The organism is Bacteroides sedimenti (assembly GCF_040365225.1).
GTDB classification, from domain to species: Bacteria; Bacteroidota; Bacteroidia; order Bacteroidales; family Bacteroidaceae; genus Bacteroides; species Bacteroides sedimenti.
Window position 1 is genome coordinate 1,716,483 of record NZ_AP028055.1, and the last position, 19,758, is coordinate 1,736,240.

General features: G+C 41.3%; 16 protein-coding genes and 1 pseudogene. 8 read left to right on the forward strand and 9 right to left on the reverse strand.

Going from position 1 to position 19,758, the window contains the following annotated elements; genetic code table 11:
- Positions 1 to 35: 35 nt before the first annotated feature.
- Positions 36 to 629: a rhomboid family intramembrane serine protease gene (locus ABWU87_RS06920; protein ID WP_353334260.1), complete on the forward strand. Its 594-nt coding sequence runs from the start codon at positions 36 to 38 to the stop codon at positions 627 to 629.
- Positions 630 to 731: 102 nt separating this feature from the next.
- On the forward strand, positions 732 to 2,054 hold the full coding sequence (locus tag ABWU87_RS06925) for an MFS transporter (RefSeq protein ID WP_353334261.1): 1,323 nt from the start codon (positions 732 to 734) through the stop codon (positions 2,052 to 2,054).
- Here ABWU87_RS06925 and ABWU87_RS06930 read toward each other — a convergent pair.
- On the reverse strand, positions 2,051 to 3,049 hold the full coding sequence (locus ABWU87_RS06930) for a M20/M25/M40 family metallo-hydrolase (protein WP_353334262.1): 999 nt from the start codon (positions 3,047 to 3,049) through the stop codon (positions 2,051 to 2,053). The two genes, ABWU87_RS06925 and ABWU87_RS06930, sit on opposite strands and share 4 nt — an antisense overlap.
- A 289-nt stretch (positions 3,050 to 3,338) precedes the next feature.
- Between ABWU87_RS06930 and ABWU87_RS06935 the strand changes: the two genes are divergently transcribed.
- The 4 genes from ABWU87_RS06935 (at position 3,339) to ABWU87_RS06950 (ending at position 5,955) form a co-directional block, all read left to right on the forward strand.
- Complete coding sequence (locus tag ABWU87_RS06935; RefSeq protein ID WP_353334263.1) at positions 3,339 to 3,929, forward strand: ester cyclase; 591 nt, start codon at positions 3,339 to 3,341, stop codon at positions 3,927 to 3,929.
- A gap of 40 nt (positions 3,930 to 3,969) precedes the next feature.
- Positions 3,970 to 4,206: a CDGSH iron-sulfur domain-containing protein gene (locus tag ABWU87_RS06940; RefSeq protein WP_353334264.1), complete on the forward strand. Its 237-nt coding sequence runs from the start codon at positions 3,970 to 3,972 to the stop codon at positions 4,204 to 4,206.
- A gap of 95 nt (positions 4,207 to 4,301) precedes the next feature.
- On the forward strand, positions 4,302 to 5,147 hold the full coding sequence (locus tag ABWU87_RS06945) for a pirin family protein (protein WP_353334265.1): 846 nt from the start codon (positions 4,302 to 4,304) through the stop codon (positions 5,145 to 5,147).
- A gap of 202 nt (positions 5,148 to 5,349) precedes the next feature.
- Positions 5,350 to 5,955: an FMN-dependent NADH-azoreductase gene (locus tag ABWU87_RS06950; protein ID WP_353334266.1), complete on the forward strand. Its 606-nt coding sequence runs from the start codon at positions 5,350 to 5,352 to the stop codon at positions 5,953 to 5,955.
- A gap of 125 nt (positions 5,956 to 6,080) precedes the next feature.
- Here the strand turns inward: ABWU87_RS06950 and ABWU87_RS06955 are convergent.
- The 6 genes and pseudogenes from ABWU87_RS06955 to ABWU87_RS06980 all read right to left on the reverse strand — a co-directional run.
- Positions 6,081 to 6,182: pseudogene (locus ABWU87_RS06955) on the reverse strand (transposase); the annotation flags it as partial.
- A gap of 312 nt (positions 6,183 to 6,494) precedes the next feature.
- On the reverse strand, positions 6,495 to 7,541 hold the full coding sequence (locus ABWU87_RS06960; protein ID WP_353334267.1) for a S41 family peptidase: 1,047 nt from the start codon (positions 7,539 to 7,541) through the stop codon (positions 6,495 to 6,497).
- A 134-nt stretch (positions 7,542 to 7,675) separates the two neighbouring features.
- Positions 7,676 to 7,867 carry a hypothetical protein gene (locus ABWU87_RS06965; protein ID WP_353334268.1) on the reverse strand — a complete coding sequence of 64 codons (192 nt, stop codon included), beginning with the start codon at positions 7,865 to 7,867 and terminating at the stop codon, positions 7,676 to 7,678.
- Between the two features lie 273 nt (positions 7,868 to 8,140).
- A complete protein-coding gene (locus tag ABWU87_RS06970) occupies positions 8,141 to 8,629 on the reverse strand; it encodes a hypothetical protein (RefSeq protein ID WP_353334269.1) in 489 nt (162 codons plus the stop codon).
- Between the two features lie 67 nt (positions 8,630 to 8,696).
- Positions 8,697 to 9,209, reverse strand: a complete 513-nt coding sequence (locus ABWU87_RS06975) for a hypothetical protein (protein ID WP_353334270.1) — start codon at positions 9,207 to 9,209, stop codon at positions 8,697 to 8,699.
- 980 nt (positions 9,210 to 10,189) lie between these two features.
- Positions 10,190 to 10,882 (reverse strand): hypothetical protein, encoded by a 693-nt coding sequence (locus tag ABWU87_RS06980; RefSeq protein WP_353334271.1) that lies wholly within the window; start codon positions 10,880 to 10,882, stop codon positions 10,190 to 10,192.
- A gap of 865 nt (positions 10,883 to 11,747) precedes the next feature.
- Here ABWU87_RS06980 and ABWU87_RS06985 point away from each other — a divergent pair.
- Positions 11,748 to 12,497, forward strand: a complete 750-nt coding sequence (locus tag ABWU87_RS06985) for a copper homeostasis protein CutC (RefSeq protein ID WP_353334272.1) — start codon at positions 11,748 to 11,750, stop codon at positions 12,495 to 12,497.
- Between the two features lie 56 nt (positions 12,498 to 12,553).
- Entirely contained in the window at positions 12,554 to 13,060 is a 507-nt protein-coding gene (locus ABWU87_RS06990; protein ID WP_353334273.1) for a nitroreductase family protein, read from the forward strand.
- Between the two features lie 94 nt (positions 13,061 to 13,154).
- Here ABWU87_RS06990 and ABWU87_RS06995 read toward each other — a convergent pair whose 3' ends face one another.
- Both ABWU87_RS06995 and ABWU87_RS07000 read right to left on the reverse strand, forming a co-directional pair.
- A complete protein-coding gene (locus ABWU87_RS06995; protein WP_353334274.1) occupies positions 13,155 to 15,857 on the reverse strand; it encodes a transglutaminase domain-containing protein in 2,703 nt (900 codons plus the stop codon).
- A 352-nt stretch (positions 15,858 to 16,209) separates the two neighbouring features.
- Positions 16,210 to 19,713, reverse strand: coding sequence for a bifunctional proline dehydrogenase/L-glutamate gamma-semialdehyde dehydrogenase (locus tag ABWU87_RS07000; protein WP_353334275.1), 3,504 nt, complete (start codon positions 19,711 to 19,713; stop codon positions 16,210 to 16,212).
- Positions 19,714 to 19,758 lie beyond the last annotated feature (45 nt).

Sequence of the window (19,758 nt, forward strand, 5' to 3'; positions counted from 1 at the left end):
TGTGTCATTCATTAATCACCTTAAAATTACCCAAAATGGCAACATACATCATTATCGGCATCACCGCTGTAATCTCTTATATATGCTTCACTAATCAGGGACTGTTTGACAAGCTGGCCTTTTCTCCTTACCGAACTGTGAAGAATGGTGAGTGGCACCGGCTTATCACACACGGATTTGTGCATGCCGACACCACCCATCTGCTGGTAAATATGCTTACCCTCTGGTCGTTCGGTGTATATATAGAACAAGGTTTTCAGTATCTCGGATTAGGCTTGGGTGGATATCTGGGTCTATATTTCGGAGGAATGGTTGCCGCCTCGGTTTACGACCTGATTAAACACAAGGACGACTACTACTATCGCTCCGTCGGAGCTTCGGGAGCTATCTCTGCGGTGTTGTTTACATCCATATTCTTCAATCCGTTTGGCAAGATACTGCTATTTGCCATCATCCCTATACCCGGCATCCTGTTCGGACCGCTGTATCTTATATACTGTCAGTACATGAATAAAAGAGGCGGTGGCAACATCAACCACAACGCCCACTTCTATGGTGCAGTTTACGGTATTATCTACCCAATATTGCTGGAACCTGGATTGATTCAGGTGTTTTTATCTAATTTCTAGACATAGAGAATTAACGGTTTCTGTAACTTTCCGCACCCGCTAATTGTTTAAAGAGAATGGATCCATCCAGGAAAACAATCAATTAGAATAGAGTAAACCTCCATGAAAAAAAAACTATACAAACATGGTATAACCCGGTTTTCAGGGGTCAGAAATATTTTCCGGTCACTTCGATACAGAAATTACCGGCTCTTTTTTGCCGGCCAGAGCCTATCGCTAATTGGTACCTGGATACAGCGAATTGCTATCCCCTGGCTGGTATACCGTCTTACCGGTTCCGCCTTTTTGCTGGGATTTGTAGGTTTCGCCGGTCAGCTCCCCACCTTCCTGTTAGCACCCTTTGCAGGAGTACTTTCCGACAGGTGGAACAGATATCACACATTAATCATCACCCAAGTGCTGTCCATGCTGCAGGCATTGGCACTAGCGCTACTCTATTTCACCAATAATATTGAAGTATGGAACATTCTATTGCTTAGCATTATTCAGGGATGCATCAATGCGTTGGATACTCCCGTAAGACAATCATTCTTAGTAGAAATGGTAGAGAGCAAAAATGATTTGGGAAACGCCATTGCCTTAAACTCCTCCATGTTCAACGGAGCAAGACTTGTGGGGCCATCCATTGCCGGGGTGCTCATTGCCTCACTTGGAGAAGGCGGCTGTTTCCTGATTAACGGAATAAGCTTTGTATTTGTCGTGGTTTCCCTCCTGCTGATGAAGATAAAGCCGCAGGAGCTGAATAAGAAAGAGACCAATATCATGAAAGAATTTAAGGAAGGATTTACATATACCTTTGGCTTTATGCCTATTCGTTATATCATCCTCCTATTAGCTCTGATCAGTCTGATGGGGATGCCCTATACCGTGCTTATGCCTGTTTTTGCCAAAGATATTTTTCACGGAGATTCCCATACCTTCGGTTTCCTCATGGCAGCATCGGGTGTTGGCGCACTGGTGGCCGCCACCTATCTTGCATCCAGAAAAACGGTTCTGGGACTCGAAAGAATCATCCCTTTAGCAGCGGCTGTATTTGGAGTTGGGTTGGTTGCATTTTCCCTATCAAGCAATTTACTCCTTTCTGTCATCCTGATGGTTATCACAGGGATGGGAATGCTGATGCAGACGGCGAGCAGCAACACCATTCTGCAAACCATTGCCGATAATGATAAACGCGGACGTGTGATGAGCTTTTACACAATGGCTTTCATGGGTACAGCACCTTTTGGCAGCTTCATGGCAGGAAGTCTGGCCAGCCTCATCGGCGCACCCGGCACACTGATATTCGGCGGTATTGCCTGTGTGGCCGGGGCAATTGTTTTTGCTAGAAGACTTCCATGTATTATTGAACAGGTGCAACCGGTTTATACCCGGCTTGGCTTAATTGACGACTGTCTAGATAAGCCTGAAAAAACAGATAGTTAATAGCTTTTCTCGTTGGCAAGTCTCCATAAGTTCAGGTACGAAGCCTTGGTTATCTCAACCACTTTCTCCCAATTTATACGCGATGCTTCATCACTTGGCTGGTGATAATCGGGATGCGCGTTGGTGTGATACCAGATAATAGGGATGCCCGCCTTGGCGAAAGAACCGTTGTCACTCCCCCCTACCGGTTTATCCCAGGCATGGTAGATAGGTTCCAGTTTCAGTTTATATTTCTGGATGTCCCCTTTCAGCCAATCTCCAAAAGCCGGATGAGCCTGAGTATAGAAGTAGTCCACCAACTGAGGTTTCGCTTCGTTGGTATTGCGACCAATCATGTCGTAGTTGAGGTAACCTTTAACCGATTGGATAAACTGACAGTTTTGTACAAAGTAGCTTGACCCCAACAGTCCGGACTCCTCTCCGTCCCAGAAAGCAAAGATAATGGTACGTTCCGGCTGCTGACCACATACAAGGAAAGCTTTCGCCAGCTGCAACACAGCCGATACCCCCGAAGCATTGTCGTCCGCCCCGTTATAAATGCAGTCGCCCACCAATGTTGGGTCTATTCCCAGGTGGTCGTAATGTGCCCCCACAATAACATACTCATTTGGGTTCTTACCTTCTATCTTTGCCAGGATATTCTTTAGATTCAACCGTTTGTGCACCCCGCCTTTAATCAGGGCAATGGAGTCCGGATGCACCTGCCATCTTCCTTTCTGCTGTCTCTCCTTGCGGTAAGCCTCAAAAGGCTGATAGTAGGACTCATCCAATGGTTGAATATTCATCAGCCGAAGTTGGGAAACAATATATTCGGCGGCAATTCGTCCGCCCCGTGTTCCAGCCTCCCTTCCTTCCAGTTCATCAGAAGCCAAGAAGCCGATAGTTGCTTTTGCGCTCTCCTGCGATATACTCTGCAATCCCTTCTCCACCGGTTTCTGTGCAAACACCGGCAATGTTGCTGCCAAAAACAGGGCAGCTATTATTTCTTTTTTCATTCTTCAAAAATTTGGTCGGGGCAAAGATACAAATATCCGGCAAAAACAGCAGGTGAATTATTATATCATAATTTGTTATAACTTTATTTCAATACTATAATAGCTATTTATTATGAATAAGTGATCTCCTCCGAATTTCGTGTTTTAGCACGTCAGTCCTGATTTTTGCAATCATTAACCTGATTTCATTAATTCGTTTGATATATTACTGCCATATCTTTGTTATATCTAATTGGAGGAGAGTTTCGCTGATAGTTTTCGTATCAAAAAAATTTATAATCTAATAAAAATGAATATAAAAAAGTTGATTTATCTTGTCTTAGCTGCAATACTTTCATCGACGACAGTAGTAGGTGCAGAAGCTCAAAATGTAAAAAAGAGCACAACTCCTAGCCAAAATGAAATTAATAGATTGCGTGCACAAATAAAAGAATTAACAGCTAATAATGCTGTTATTGCCAAAAACCTTGTTACTTTTGATACGCTTGACTTCACTGTATTCAGCCATCAACAGTGGGTTCGGCTACACGAAAGCCATGCCAAAGACATTAAGGTGTACTGGCCTGATGGGCATTATACTCTTGGTATTGAACGCCACCTTGCCGATTTGAAATCGATGTTCGTTTATGCACCGAATACAAAAATTACAGAACACCCTATTCGTTTTGGATCAGGCAACAGGACTTGTGTAACTGGTGTGATGACAGGAACATTTACAAAGCCGATGCCTATAGGTGATGGCAAATTTATCCAACCAACCGGCAAATCTTTCAAATTGCCGATGTGTACTGTAGGAATCTGGAAAGACGGAGTGATGATTGAAGAATATTTATTCTGGGACAATCAAACCTATATGAATCAGTTAGGTTTAGGGAAATAATCACTCAATAAAAAAGTATAAACTTTTAAAAATAAGAAAAATGGAACCAAAAATTGCTAAAAAAGGACCTTATGAAGTAGATTTGGAAGCAGGTAAAACATACCACTGGTGTACTTGTGGTGAAAGCAAAAAGCAACCGTTTTGCGACGGTTCACATCAAGGAACTGAGTTTAAACCAATGGCATTTGAAGCCAAAGAAACCGGTAAAGCTCATTTATGTGGATGCAAACACACAAAGAATCCTTCTTACTGTGATGGATCTCACCATAAATTGTAATTGATTCTCAGTATCTATTTTTTAAGCAATTATGACTTTCTATCAAAATTTGGAAGCCATAATTGTTTAATTAATTCATCTTTTTACTTAAAAATATGAACAATTCTCGTAAAGTTGTTAAAATAGTCACCGGTACGCAGACATACGACGGAGCAGGTGTGAAGTTAGTAAGAGTATTAGGCGGTAACAATGTATATGATTTTGATCCGTTTTTGATGCTGGATGCATTTGATTCAACCAATCCCGAAGATTACACTGCGGGATTCCCCTGGCATCCCCATCGTGGAATAGAAACAATAACCTATCTTGTACAGGGTGATATAGAGCATGGCGACAGCCTTGGAAACAAAGGCCGCATTCTTGACGGAGATTGCCAATGGATGACCTCCGGGTCAGGTATTATTCATCAGGAAATGCCAAAGGCAAGTGACCGGATGCTAGGAGTGCAACTCTGGCTCAATCTGCCTGCAGCTAATAAAATGACAACTCCAAAGTACAACGGCATAGTAAAGGCAGATATACCAGTTATTGAAGAAGAAGGTGCAAGGATACATATTATTTCGGGAAAATATAAGGAAACCCCAGGTGCGTTTGAAGGAGAGTATATCAAACCTACCTACCTTGATGTGGAATTGGAACCTAATACGAAATGGATGGTTGACACACCTACTGATGAAACCTCATTTGCCTATATTTTTCAGGGTGATGCTTCATTCGGTCCCGAAGGCGAGAGTACTAATATCCCTTACAGACGGGCTGTTTTGTTCGAGAATGGTGATAGCCTTGAGGTAACAGCTGGCAGCAAGGGGATCAGATTCATACTTTTATGGGGCAAGCCTCTCAAAGAACCGATCGCTTGGGGAGGTCCGATAGTTATGAATACCAGGGAAGAGCTCGAACTTGCTTTTGATGAATTGGATAATGACACTTTTATTAAATAGCCTGTTGCTGATAACTGGTAAGGTTTATTCCGATTCGTAAAAGTCCTGATCAAGGCGATTTGAGCATTTTTGCATGAATCTACATAAACCTTTTAAAAAGTATTGAAAAAAGATATATTAAAGAGTAAATTTACAAACTGTTTTTAAAATTTGAGATCAAGAAATTGATCGTAGTATTATATTATAAAAAATTTATTATCACATGGGAAAAGTCTTATATATTAAAGCAAACGCAAAACAGGACGGCAAGTCAAGAACTTATAGGATATCTGATAGTTTTATTGACACATACAAGGAAACACATCCGGAGGATGAAGTAATCACCTTAGATTTGTACAAAGAAGGTATCGATTTCCTGCCACAGGATAAGCTGATGGAACTGCACGTTCCTAAATCTGGAGAAGGAAAGGATCATCCAATTCTGAAATATGCATATCAGTTTGTTGAAGCTGATAAATATGTCATTGCAGAACCGATGTGGAATCTAAATATTCCTGCCATTCTGAAAGCATACCTGGATTATGTTTCTGTTACAGGCATTACATTTAAATACACAGCGGAAGGTCCTGTTGGATTGTGTCAAGGGAAAAAAGCCGTAAACATCACCTCAAGAGGAGGAGCATACCTTCAAGGACCAGCTGCTGATTTTGAAATGGGAGACCGGTACTTAAGAACATTATTCGGTTTTTTTGGAATTAGGGATTTTGATACGATCGCAGCAGAAATGTTAGATGTAGTAGGAGTTGATGTAGATGCTGTTGTTGGAGAATCAATTAAAAAAGCTCAGGAATTAGCAAAGACTTTCTAATTCTACGCTCAATCTTAGTAAAGATCAATAAGCCAATTGCTAAACGGTTATCTCTGAATTAGCAATTGGCATTTTTATGGTTCATCCAACTAATGCATAGTTTTTCTCATGCAAGCTTAAAATTTTTAGTTTAAAGATTTTTTATCTCTATATCCATATGCTTGTTTTTTCATGGTTTTTATTTTGTTATTAATACCTTCTATTAGGCCTGTCGATATTCTAAAATCGTACCATGCAAGTCCATCCCTTGTTTTTAGATTTTAAAAAGCATATCAAGCACTAATATTGGATCGCAGTATACAGTTATAGAAACTAATAATTCCAAATCACATAATCTGTTAAATACCATTTCCCATTTTTTAAAGAAAACTTCATTTCAGATTTATATCCAGAGTTTTCAATGTAAACTTCTTGCACAACCATTTTATTTGCTTTGTGCATTTTAGCTTTTCATAAAATTAGGAGATATAGTTAAACAAGATATATTATAATGCAAACTTGGCAATAACATAATGACACTAAAAAAATATACAAGAGTTCTACATATTCTCACTAATCCAAATCATCCATGGATCAATCTCTGTACCAAGTTTTTTAGGATCAGGAAGCGTAATTCGTACATCTGGAGCAATACCTGTCTCATCTATACCTCTGTCGGGCAATCGTTTTGAACGAGAAATAGGATAATAAAGCGTCATTTTTGAATTTGGCAGATTGACAGACATCACATTTGAAAAATCGAGCACTCCCATCGTATTATCTTTTCCATAAACTGTTACTTTATTGCTACAGGCCTTTGATATAAGAACAAACTCTTCGCCCGAACTTGCCACACTACCGTCTATCACAATGGCTATTTTGCGTGGAAAATCATACACTGTATCACTAACAATATCTAGTGTAGGCTTACCATTTACCACAAACTCCCCGACATGTAATTCCAGCTGTTTACAGATGCCATTATAATATGCGCGTGATTTTTCATTCTTTATCCCCTGAACCACTTTCTTAAATGAATTAATATTGTTTTTGCTCGCCCACCACTCTACTCCGTCAACCACACCTTTATGGGTATAAATCAAATCTCCCAGCGGGCCAAATGTAGAGTCCGAACCACCGCCGTTACTCCGAATATCAATTATTAGATTCTCACAACCGGACTTTTTGTATTGCTCCACCATATCTGCAATAGGCTGCATGTTGCTTTCGTCAAAATCCGGAATACGCATCATAAATGTACGATCATCCACTTTTTTAGCAACCATTTCAGGTACATATTCGTACCTTTTTCCTTTTTTAAGTGATGACGTAGGGTAGCGCAAATGTCCGTCATTAAACCAGGCTACGTAACGCCCTATGCAAGCGTCTTCATCTTTACCTTCAGAAATCCTGGCGCGCAGTGATGATTTAAACTTCTCATATTCTGCTCTATTCTTCTCCGTCACCTTTGAGGGATAGCCAGCATAATCAGCCTCAATTACTTGTACTGCGAATTCAAAATCTTCGCCTTTCGATGCTTGTGCTTTTACTTCGCAGAAATAAAATAAACTCAATGCAATAAACACAAAAAACAATTTAAGTTTCATAGTTTTGTCTGTTTTAAATTTAAGGTACATAGTTGGCAGAATAGCCGACACAATATTTAGCAAGCCATTGTTTTATAAAGTTTGCTATTTTTCTTTGGCAAACAATGAAGATATTTTCATATTAAAATACAGATTCAATATTGATCCAAATATTTTTTCGAATAATATCTTTGAATATCTTTCGGAATTGGTGTTTTCCGGTAGTCTTGACCATGCTCTTTTATATAATTCACTATTTTCATTTTTGCTGAATCTTCATCACGTACAGCCTTAGCCAAACTCCATCCGTCCGTACCTTTCCACAAATCCAGATTTGTGTTATTCATGTTTTTCCTTGAATTAGAACATGATGTTCCAAATATTCCAAGCATTAAAACCAGAAATATAATAGTAGATATATTAGCTTTCAATTTCATTATTTATCTAATTAATTATTGCACCAATAGAATGTTTTTTAAACTTTTATAAAACAGATTAGTCCTTTACCAAAGTAGGACTTTTCTGCTTCTTTTTTTTTGTCTGCTTTTCTTTAAATCGGACTATTCTTAATTAAACAGATCTTATTAAAAGCAGCTCGATTTAAAGGGAAGCACACAACCCTATTTAATCTTTAAAGAGCTTAAAAATTGATCAAACTTATCTTTTTGCTCCAAAGGAACATCTTTATAACCAATTGAAATATTTCCTATATAAATATCTTTCCAGAATAAATTATTCTTACTTATGCCAGATAGCTGAAATGTATCTGGAAGTAATTTCACTAGATAAGGAACTTTTGTATTTAATTCTATCGATAAATTCTTGTTTTGAAATCTATAATTGCAAATACTATCTCCAAGTGCATTTATATTATCATAGTTTGGAGATACATCAAATGATGAAATATAAACAAATGATGAGTCTGGATAAATAAAATATCTTTCTCTTTCTTCTATAGACGAAAAATCGATTATTTTATATTGAGATGCTAACCTTAAAGAAAATTTAGGGCTCTCATTTAACGGACGAAACTCAACTTTAGTTAATCGACCTTGGGTAGAGCACGAAAGAAAAATTAAAGTTAAATATATAGCTATCACATTTTTCATATTTTTTTATTAATATTTTTTCCATCCTAAATGGACAATAAATCGTGAACGAGAACGTAATAGAAAGTCAACGAGGAACGAGTTCTATTGACCCAATATACTCTAAGCCTTGATTTACATTATGAGGTATAGTCATCTTGTGGATTTTTATTGCAATTTTGTCATTAATACTCTCATTTTCATAATATCCAACGCCAAACAAGTCTCTTAAACTGCCAACAAAGGTTGAAGTTGCACAATCCTCCATAATCCAGTTACTTCCATAATTTTCTTTGTTGAAATATAATTCGTTATTTAAATTAATATCCATTAATAGAGTCTTATTTAACGAGTCAATGCTTTCAAATACATTTGCTCTATAAAAACAGGCTTTTTCTAACCACGCATGATTAATCTTGATTTGTAATGAATCAGAATTGGCTTTAATTATGTAATTATATTCTCTTATGTACGTTTTATGCAATTTTGACTCTTCCAGTGAAATTGAAAAATTACGATCTTTTTGCTCGTATTTGGAAAATCCACACGAGGAAAAGCATGATGATATAATAAGAATAACATATAAGAGGGTGTTTTTCATATTAAACTAGTTTCGGTTACTTTTATATACGGATTTATTGCCAATCTTTTCTGCATTTTAAAGACTTTGAATTCATATCCCAAAGAACCCACAATTACTCTGGCAAATCTAATTTTGTGGATATTTCATTTTTAAAATTTTGTACGATAAAATGAGTCTGGATACATCGAAAAAAGAGCTATCGTCGCAAAACCCACATAGCAACTAGAGTATATCAACGATTCTTTATATGCCTTTTTATCTTTCATCTTCATTTTTGGTTTTAAATAATATTTAATGGTTATAGGAGTAGCAAGTATACCTAGATAATGCCCTAATGATAAAGCGTGTGTGAGCTTCACTATTTTAGCCTTGTGTGTTTCTCTATTTAATAAAACCTGTTTAATTAAGAACAGTCCGATCTGAAGAGAAGAACACAATAGCATCTATTTAATCAACAACTTACATACGAAAAATTCAAACCACCTTTGACATTTCTAATAATATTTAATACATTATCAGGTACAGTTACTCCCCCATGGTCATACGAAGAGATTATTCCAATATAAATATCTATTTCTAGAAATGAAAAATCATTAATTAAATTAATGACCGCATCTGGGTTTTCAATACTTTCAATGTCAATTAAAACATTAAAGCAAGAGTCTTTTTATAGATCGAGAAAACAAATTTGTTCTCCAATCTTCCTATCAATGAATCATATATATTATAAGGTACATTCAACACTCTTAATGTAAATCCTATTTCATCTACATCATTATCTCTTTTTATTATCATAATCAATTTTAATTAAACTGCAACATATTCAAACACCCTTCAGAACTCCATTTGTCAGCTTCCCAGTTTGGTATACCTTTCTTTAAATCTAACTGTCAGCTTCCCTTTTTTGTCAGCTTCCCTTTTTAAAGACGGTAATAATTTGACGTAAATTCACTCTTGATCTTTTTAATCAGATTTCAACCGACATTACAAAGACATTTTCAATTACAATTTATTTCACCAAGATAGTCTGGCGACATAATATAATCTTCACTCAAAGGCTTTCCAGTAAGAAATCTAAGGCAGTCTTCAGGTTTTGTGGCATACTTTTCTGTTTGACTCAATTGTTGATTAATATAATCTCTCCATTTTTCATAGTCACCTTCTATTTTCAAAAGAAAAACATCATTGGTATAACCAGCATACATTTCGTTTCTTTCTTTACAGATTTTACTGACAATCTTTGAATAGGACATCCAATATACACCGTATGCATTGCCTATCGTGTCTCTTAATGCTTCAAGCCTCATTCGTGCTTTACGTGCAAATAATTCTGTAATATCCAAATACACTTTCTGCTTCGCCAATTCTAAGCTATCAGTTGTAATTGAAACAGATTTGTGCTTGACAAGGCATGGCGCAAAATATATTTTTTCAAGTTTTTTCCCTCGATCTCTTTTCTTTTTTGGCACATCAAGAATGGATTTTAGATAACAAAAAGAATAGGCTTTCATGTTATACTTGCTGTTTAAATTCATAAACCCAACAGTATCAGATTTGAAGTCGTTCCATGTAATTTTAGTCTCTGGCTGCCAATATTTAAGTGAGTCGTTTTCAAAAACATTTTGCCCAGTTACAATTGAAGAGATTCCTAAAAGGATGAATCCCCAGAAGTACCTAAATTTGATTTTCATGTTATTCATATAATTAAATTGGTAGGCTGATTCCTAATATCATTTATTAGCCACAAATATAAAATATATTTTATCAATTAACACTTTATTTGTTTTTTATTTTCATCTTGATAAGAACTATCAATGCATATTTGTACAAAGCCATTAAAAGCTGAAAAAGCAGATTTTTAAGGAATCTGGATGAGGTATATCCCCCACTCTCCCATATAATTAATTTTAAAAAGTAGCACAAGTCACGCAAGTCGCGCAAAAAGCCTATAATCATCTGTACATCAAAACAATACAGGTGCGTGACTTCTGCGTGAGCAGCGCGTGACTTCTGAAAAGTCGCGCAGCACCGTTCGCTGACTTGCTAAACAGTTATTCGACTGCACACAGAATGTAAGTATAACCCATTGCAAGCCTGGGATATAAGTCCTTTTTCGTGGCTTTAAATTCATAATTTTACGCCTTCCTTTTTGTTATACACCCGGGTGGAGGGGTCAGGTACACCCCCATGGACGAGGTGCGTACACCCGCATGGACGAGGCGTGTACACCCGGGTCTACCAGGAATTCTGTGCCAATCTTTTCAGATTGAAACGCCAAGAGCCCAATTTATCTAAGATACATCTTCGCAGTTCATTGCCATTTTTAAAATTGAAACTACTGCAAGGAACAACAAAATTAATCATGAACTAGGTGTTCAATGCCCATCTTTTAAAATTCCCCCCCAATCATTATTCAAGAAAGAGCCAATAAGAACCACAAACTAATGCCAGTGATTCAATACACATCTTTTAAACCCGAAAAGTTTGAAGATAGGCGTAATCTCTTTACTTTTGTCTTCCGTCTGTAGATTACAATAACTAAAAAACAATATAAGAATGAAAGAGGTAAAAATTGAGATATGCACCAATTCCGTGGCCAGCTGTGTGGAAGCGGAAAAGGGCGGAGCCAAGCGTGTGGAGCTATGCGCCGGCATTCCGGAAGGGGGAACTACCCCATCGAAAGGGACCATCGTGGTAACCAGAGAGCTGATTCAGATTCCTATCCATGTGATTATCCGTCCGAGAGGGGGCGACTTCCTATACTCACCCGAAGAGATTCGCGTGATGGAGCACGATATTGAGGTGGCTAAGGAGTGCGGAGCCAACGGAGTGGTGATTGGCTGCCTGACTCCCGACGGAGAGATTGACCAACGGTTAACGGAACGGTTGATGAAACGGGCCGAGGGGCTGTCGGTAACCTTTCACCGGGCATTCGATATGTGCGTAGACCCGATGAAGGCTCTGAAAGAACTGATAAACCTGGGTTGCAACCGCATCCTTACTTCGGGACAGATGCCTACTGCGGAAGCTGGGATTCCTCTGCTGAAGGAGCTGGTGGAGAAGGCGGGCGACCGCATCATCATCCTTCCGGGCTGTGGAATCAACGAAAAGAACATCCTGAAAATAGCACAGGAAACGGGAGCGAACGAGTTTCATCTTTCAGCCCGCGAAAACATTGCCAGCGGCATGACCTATCGCAATCCGAAAGTCTCCATGGGAGGCACGGTGCAGGTGGATGAATATGCAGAGCCAAGAACTTCGGCCGAGCGGGTGCGACAGACGTTGAATAGTCTGAATGCCCGGTAACGGAAAAGGGATACCCTGAATAATCTGGATAAAACAATCAATTAATAACAAATAGTATGAACTTCTTAGAGCTTGCCAAAGAGAGATATTCGGTCAGGATGTTCAGTGACCGACCGATTGAAGAGGAGAAACTCAACCTGATTCTGGAAGCCGCGAGAGTGGCTCCTACCGCATGCAACAATCAGCCTCAGCGCATCTACGTGATACAAAGTCCGGAAGCGCGCGAAAAGGTGAAGAAGTGTACCCGATACAGCTTCGACGCTCCATGCATTCTGCTGGTATGTTACAACGAAGAGGAAAGCTGGTACGGAGTAGACAACAAACTGGGGTGTATTGACGCCACCATAATTGGAACGCATATGATGATGGAGGCTACCGAACTGGGTATTGGTTCTGTGTGGGTAGGCTCTTTTAAGGCGGATATCGTAAAAACGGAATTTAATTTGCCGCAACACATTATTCCGGTGGCTCTCTTCCCAATAGGTTATCCTTCGGAGAAAGCCAGACCTGCCGCGCAACACACCAAACGAAAAGAACTGAAGGAGACGGTAAGCTACTTATAGTGTTACATCTCCTTATCAAGGAAAGATACTAAATTGAAATCGCCCGATTCTGTTATGCAGAACCGGGCGATTTTTATATTCGATTATAGATCTATTATCGTGTACATTGCGATACAGGAGCAGGAGTGCATCCCTTCTCTTCTGTTGGAGCCGCCTGAATCTGTCCGATAACCTTCACCAGCTGCTCGCCCATTCCGATGCGATAGCCTTGCGAAGCAAATACCACGCGATTAAAGGTGTCGCCTACAATCACTACCGGCAGTTCGCCACGGCGGACAACTTCGGTTCCTTCTTTTACCTGACGCAGCACGGAGCCATTCTTATCGATACCGTAAATGATATTGCTGGGGAGGTCACCGTATCCTTTCGGATTGAAGGCTTTCCACTGCTCTTCGTCCGGGAACAGCACAATGATCTTTTTGCCCCACTCTTCGAGTTGCTTTTTGCAAGCGGCAATGTCTCTCAACGCATGATTGGTAGGTTCCTGGTTGTTCTGAACCAACGCCACGATAAAGTATCCGCGACCGTTGGCATCCAGCACGCTTTGTTCCTTGCCTGTTGCCACATTGATAAAGGTTGATTCTGAATTAAAGCTGCCAAGTACCTGAACCTTATCGTTGCTTTCGCGCATTTTTAGCGAAATATCGGTAGTTTTACCATCTTCCACAGTGAAGAAACGGAGGTCGCTCAGCACGCTGCCATCGGCCATACGGCTACCGGTTACCATCAGATAATCACCTGCATCCAATTTTAGCGGTTTGCTAAAGATTTTGCTCCAGGTGCTTTCGTCGTTTTCGTCAAACTCCAGTAAATGAAGTTTTCCATCCTCAATCTTAGAGATGGTGAAATGTTTGTAATACAACGGGTCCTTCAGCGAGCTGATCGGAGCATAAGAGGCAGTTACATATCCGAATGGAGCATTTCCCTTCTCTGCATTTTCGAAATCGACATCCATCCATGTGTTATTTTCGTAATACTGCGGTTTGCCTGTCATCAGTTCAACACGAGCCGGAACACCCAGACTACGGAGAACAGCCACGAAGAATACTTTCAGTGAACGACTGTCGGCCATGCGAGAGTTCCACACTCCCATTGGCGACATGTACAGTTTGTTTGCGTTCAGGTTGTTGTTTATCTTGATATTCTGACGACACCAATCTGCCCACGCTTTCGGATTCTTACGGAATTTAGCCGCCAGTTCCGGAGAAATTACTTTCTGGAATTCCTGCTTGTATGGAGTCAGAAACTCATCGGCTACACGTGGGTTGAGCAGGTAGTTGTTGTAAACATCTCCTGTACCGTCGGCTGTGTAAAGCAGGTGGTCAATCAGCACTTCGGCACGCGTATCACGCAAGTCTTTTGCCGAGATGGCTTCCAACAGATTCAGCGCCTTTTCACGGTTGGCAGTTGTAGTAGTGAACAGGAATTTTTCAATTTGTCCCCAGTTTCCACGAGATGCTACAAACAATTTCTTTGCCTTTTCAAAATCAATATTCAGTTTCGCAGCATCTTCCTTGATTCTTGCTTCACTGATAAATGTGGCAACATAGGCGTTGCGGATAGAATCTTCTTTAGCCAAGCGAATATTATTGGCAGCACGTTGCTCCTTGCTTACCTGAATATCGACAACGCCTTCAGCCGGCGGAACAATGTCGAGCGGCATCTCCTTCATATCGGGAGCAGCCTTATCCAAAACAAGTGTCAAGGCGTGGTCTTTTCCAACCGAAGCCTTGCGGAAGGTGAACTTACCATCCTTGGAAACCCATACAATGATATCTCCTTTACCTGAAGTAAGGAAAGATTTGCCATCTTTGTCGCTTACTTTTTTAGCTACAGAGTAGAGTTCTCCGTAGTTGTAGAGTTTATATTCGACAGTTGCGCCCACTACCGGTTGGTTTTTGCCGTCTACAATCTTAACATCGATCCGGTCGGTTGGAGCATAATTATCAATTACATTAATTTCTGTATAATTGGGGGTAACAGTCATGATCTCTTCTTTCCCGTTGTAATGCCCAAATACGTTGGTGTGCATCAGCATACCCCGTTTTGCAGGTGCATTAAACCAGGCAACATTCAGTACCGGTTCCGGTTCGCAGGCTCCCAGGAAATACCATTTACCATTGGCCCATGCTTCTACCCAGGCGTGATTATCGTCGGTGTGTGCCCAACGGGGAGTATAAACCTGACGGGCGGGAATACCTACCGCACGCAATGCAGCAACCAGGAAGGTGGATTCTTCACCGCAACGACCATAAGCTGTGCAAACGGAAGCCAACGGGGAACTGGTTCTTGAGTCGGAAGGTGTATAAATCACCTTTTCGTGGCACCAGTGGTTCACCTCGAGAATGGCATCGTAAAGAGAGAGGTTCTTAACCCTGTCTTTCAGTTCGCCATAGAACACCTCGCGCGAATTATCAAGCGCTTCGTTGTTTACACGCAAAGGCAACACAAAATGACGGAACAGTTGTTCGCTGATCTCTTTACCCCAAGGCATTTCCTTTCTTGCCTGAAAAGAGAGTCTAACACCTTTCAGAAAGAACGTATCGGGGTAATCGGTAATGTCTTTGATAGACATGTAGGCATAAAGAAACTTCATTGCCTCTTTTTCCTGCAAAGGGAGCTTGCTGGAAAAGATATTGAACAGTCCACCATGAGGCATGGCGGCTTTTTTCTCGGCAAATGCCTTCTCAACCTGCTGGCGATATGAATTATCGCTGATAAAGTGGGTCTGAGCACACAAGGAGCTACTCCACAAAAGAGTAATTATGCTGAATATCAGCGTATTTATTCTTCTCATATTAAACTTTTAATTAATTCTTAGCAAAGATACAGCTAATTTGAAATATGTATGTTTTCCTATCAGTAATTTAACATGTTTTTTCCGATAGGATTTTTATAATCAAAGTGCGTGACTTGTGCGTGAGCAAAAGAGAAATTAAGCAGAAGTCACGCACCCACTAATTAATTAACGATGAATGCATTAACTGTAAAAGTGCGCGACTTGCGTGACTTGTGCTACTTTTTGATATTCTTCTATTGAGGATTTGATGTTCAGAGCAAAAAAGAAGGCATCTTTTCGGGACGCCCTCTTCTTCGTTTCGCTAAGTTTCCGGATTGCAAACTTCTATTCAATCTATCATATTAACCCACTATTCCATTATATCGGTGATGCTTCCGTAACGGTGGTACTCAAAAGCAATGCTTTGTTCTTTCAGATAATGAAGCAGCTCCACCCTTCCTTCTATCAGCGGCTTGGAAGTGGCAATGTATTTACCCAGATGGGCGGCCTGTTTGTACAGCTCGTACGGAAGCCGGCTACTGCAGGTGCGTATCCGTTCGTATTGTTCCATATCATTTAAAAACTCATCGTCCGACTGAACCTTAATGATACACTCCTTGTCGATTCCTTTCCTAAGAGCTTCCAATTTCGAATCTCCTCCGTTAATGCTCAGTGTGACCGGTGTTCCAGCTATATTGGCAGCGGCAATGGCCATAAGCGTATCGCAAAGCTCATCTTCCGGATAGATTCGTAAAGCCATGCTCTTAAGCGGCAGGTACCTGAAAATATTCTGCTCGCCCAGCAGCTTGTTAATATCTCGTTCCTGTGAGAATGTATTTGCCATGCTCTTTCGGTAGCTTTCAATGGCTTTTTGGAATCGGACTGTATTATCCGAGTGAAGAATGGCCGCCAAAGCATTGAATGCTTCAGGAGTTGTTCCTTTCAGCGGTTTCTCGGCAATGTTTATAAAGCACGACACATAATTGGGTCCTCCGGCTTTAATACCGCCTCCAAAGGCCGACCGCTTCATTCCTCCGAAAGGCTGACGGTTGACAATAGCCCCTGTAATGCCTCGGTTGATGTAGAGGTTTCCGGCCTCTATGCTGTTCTTCCAGAGAAGCTGTTCGCTTTCGTCCAGACTTTGCAATCCGGAGGTTAACCCATATTCCGAGTTGTTGACCAACCGGATTCCATGTTGCAGATTGTCAATGCAAACCACAGCCAGCAGCGGAGCGAACAATTCGGTTGCAAAGGTATAGCTTCCCGGCTTTACTCCCCATTTAACGCAAGGTTTCAGAACATACTTCTTTTCGTCCGCAAATTCGGGTTTCACCAGCCACCATTCGCCCTCTTCCAAATGCTCGATGGCATGCAGCAGCTTTTCATTCTGGTTGGTAATCATCGGACCAACCACATTGCCTCCGTCCCAGATTCCACCTGTATGCAGACTGGTTACGGCATCAATAAGTTTTGCCTTGAAATCCGGGTCGTGATACACCTCTTTTTCCAGCAGTAGAAGCGAGCAAGCCGAGCATTTTTGTCCGGCATTGCTGAAGGCCGAGGTGATGATGTTCTGGATGGCATGGTCTCGGTCTCCGCTGGCGGTAAGGATGATGGCATTCTTGCCACCCGTCTCGGCCGACAACGGGCATACCGGATTGTTTTCCAGCAGACGGAAAGCCGTATCGGTACCACCAGTAAGAATGATATGCTTGATAGACGGATGCGATGTAAGATAGTTCACCGGCTCATATCCATCAGCACAAAACAGCTGCAATGCATCTTTCGGCACTCCTGCTTCCCAGAAAAGCCGGGTAAACTGCCATGCAACTGGATAGGCAACCGTGGCTGGCTTTAATATCACCGTATTGCCGCCGGCTAGCGCTGCCGCCACACCTCCAACCGGAATAGCCAATGGGAAATTCCAGGGCGGTATAACCATGATAATACCTTTGGGTGTGCAGGTTATCGTTTCTAGGTCGGTGAAATACTGCATGGAGACTGGATAAAAACGGCAAAAATCGATGGCCTCCGACACTTCCACATCGCCTTCTACAAAAGATTTTCCGGTGATGGCAGCCATACAGCCAATCAAATCGCCGCGGTGGTTACTCAGATTGGTTGCCACCTCGTGTAAAATTCGGTTGCGCTCGTCGGGGGACGTCCTTCGCCAGCCCGAAACATCTTTTTCGGCAACATCAAGAATCTCCTTCACCTGATCAAGATTGGCAAGAGAGGCTTCACAAACACAGATTTCTCCATTTTGGCTTCTATCGAAATAAGCACGTTTCTTTTCGGATGTTAACTCTTTCTTGCCAATCTGCACCGGAATCTGATAAGGCTTATCCTCGGCTGATTTTTTCCAGTTCTTCCTTATTTCATCGGCCCACAGGCGATTGGGCTTCAAATCGAAATTGGTATCGGGCTCATTGCGGAAAGTATTAAGGCTAGTCTGCGGAATGGCCGGAAGGTTCCTGTTTTGTGTACGCCGCGATGTGGCACTAATGTGTCCCTTCAGCTGATACGCCTCAAGAAACTGCTCTTGCAGGAACTTCCACTGTTCGCTTTCGGCTCTCAGGTTAAACGAATAGCTCAGGAAATTGTCCTTGCCGGTATTTTCGTCCAGTCGGCGAACCAGGTACGAAACGGCATTCAAGAAATGCTCATTCTTCACCACCGGCGTGTAGAGGATAATCTGTCTGCCGAGAGTGCGCATAACGCGGGTAAGATGGTTGGCCATTCCTTCGAGCATTTCAAAGGTAACGTACTCGTCCACCTTGTTCTTCTGACTGAGCAGATAGGCATAACCAATGGTAAAAAAGTTATGGGAAGCCACACCGATGTGCACCACCTGAGCGTTTTCGGGCTCCAGGGCACGGTCCAGCAAGCGCAGGTAGTTGGCATCGACCTCTGTCTTGGTGGGATAAATGGGGTTTTCCCATCCTTTCAGGGATGAAATGATGGATTCCATCTGAAGGTTGGCTCCTTTTACCAGGCGCATCTTGATGGGAGCCCCACCCTCGGCAACCCGTTTCTTTGCAAATTCCAGCAACCTCGACTGGAAATGCCAGGCATCGGGCAGATAGGCCTGTACAACGATACCCGCCTGGTAGTTCTTAAATTGCGGAAGAGCCAACACCGTTGTAAACACATCGAGTGTCAGTTCTGTATCCTTATACTCTTCCATATCGAGATTCACAAATTTAGGAGTACTTTTGCCCCTTTCGTCGATGGATGGGAAGTCGACGGCTTTCTGATAAATGCACGACAGCCGCTCACATAAATCTATTTTATTCTGTTCGTAGTTGAGCGGATTTATCTGTGCATAAATACCTGATATTTTGATGGAAATGTAGTTAATCTGAGGATCTTCCAACGCTTCCAGATAGTGGAAGTAACGGTGATTGGCTTCCGCATCTCCCAAAACCACCTCTCCTAGCAGATTGACATTCTGCCCTATCTTTTCTTCCCGGCGCTGTCTTAGATGTCGCTTCAGCAACAAAGGAGCTTCGTTGATAATTACTTTGGAGGTATCGGAGCGTAAGCGTCTCTTAAAGATGGGAACGGCAATAAAATCGAACCAGTAGCCGAATGCAGAAAACAGTTTAATCAACACCTTGTCGGCAAAACCAAAAAACTCAGGCACTCCGTAGCGGTCTAACAGCACTTTCATGCGATGCGCCAGCTTCTTGTTATTGCGTATCTGCGACGATTCGTCGAGCAGCTTCGAGAGCAGAATCTTATCACCTGGTTTCTGAACCAGAATTGCGTATTTCTGTTGTTCCTTACGCTCTTCGTTAGTGATCTCTCTTTCTGATTGTGCCAGAAATTGCTTTGCCCATTCAAGAACTTCTGAAATGCTCACTTTTTCCATAAATTTAAGATTAAGAAGTTGAACGCAATATAGAAAAAAAGATTG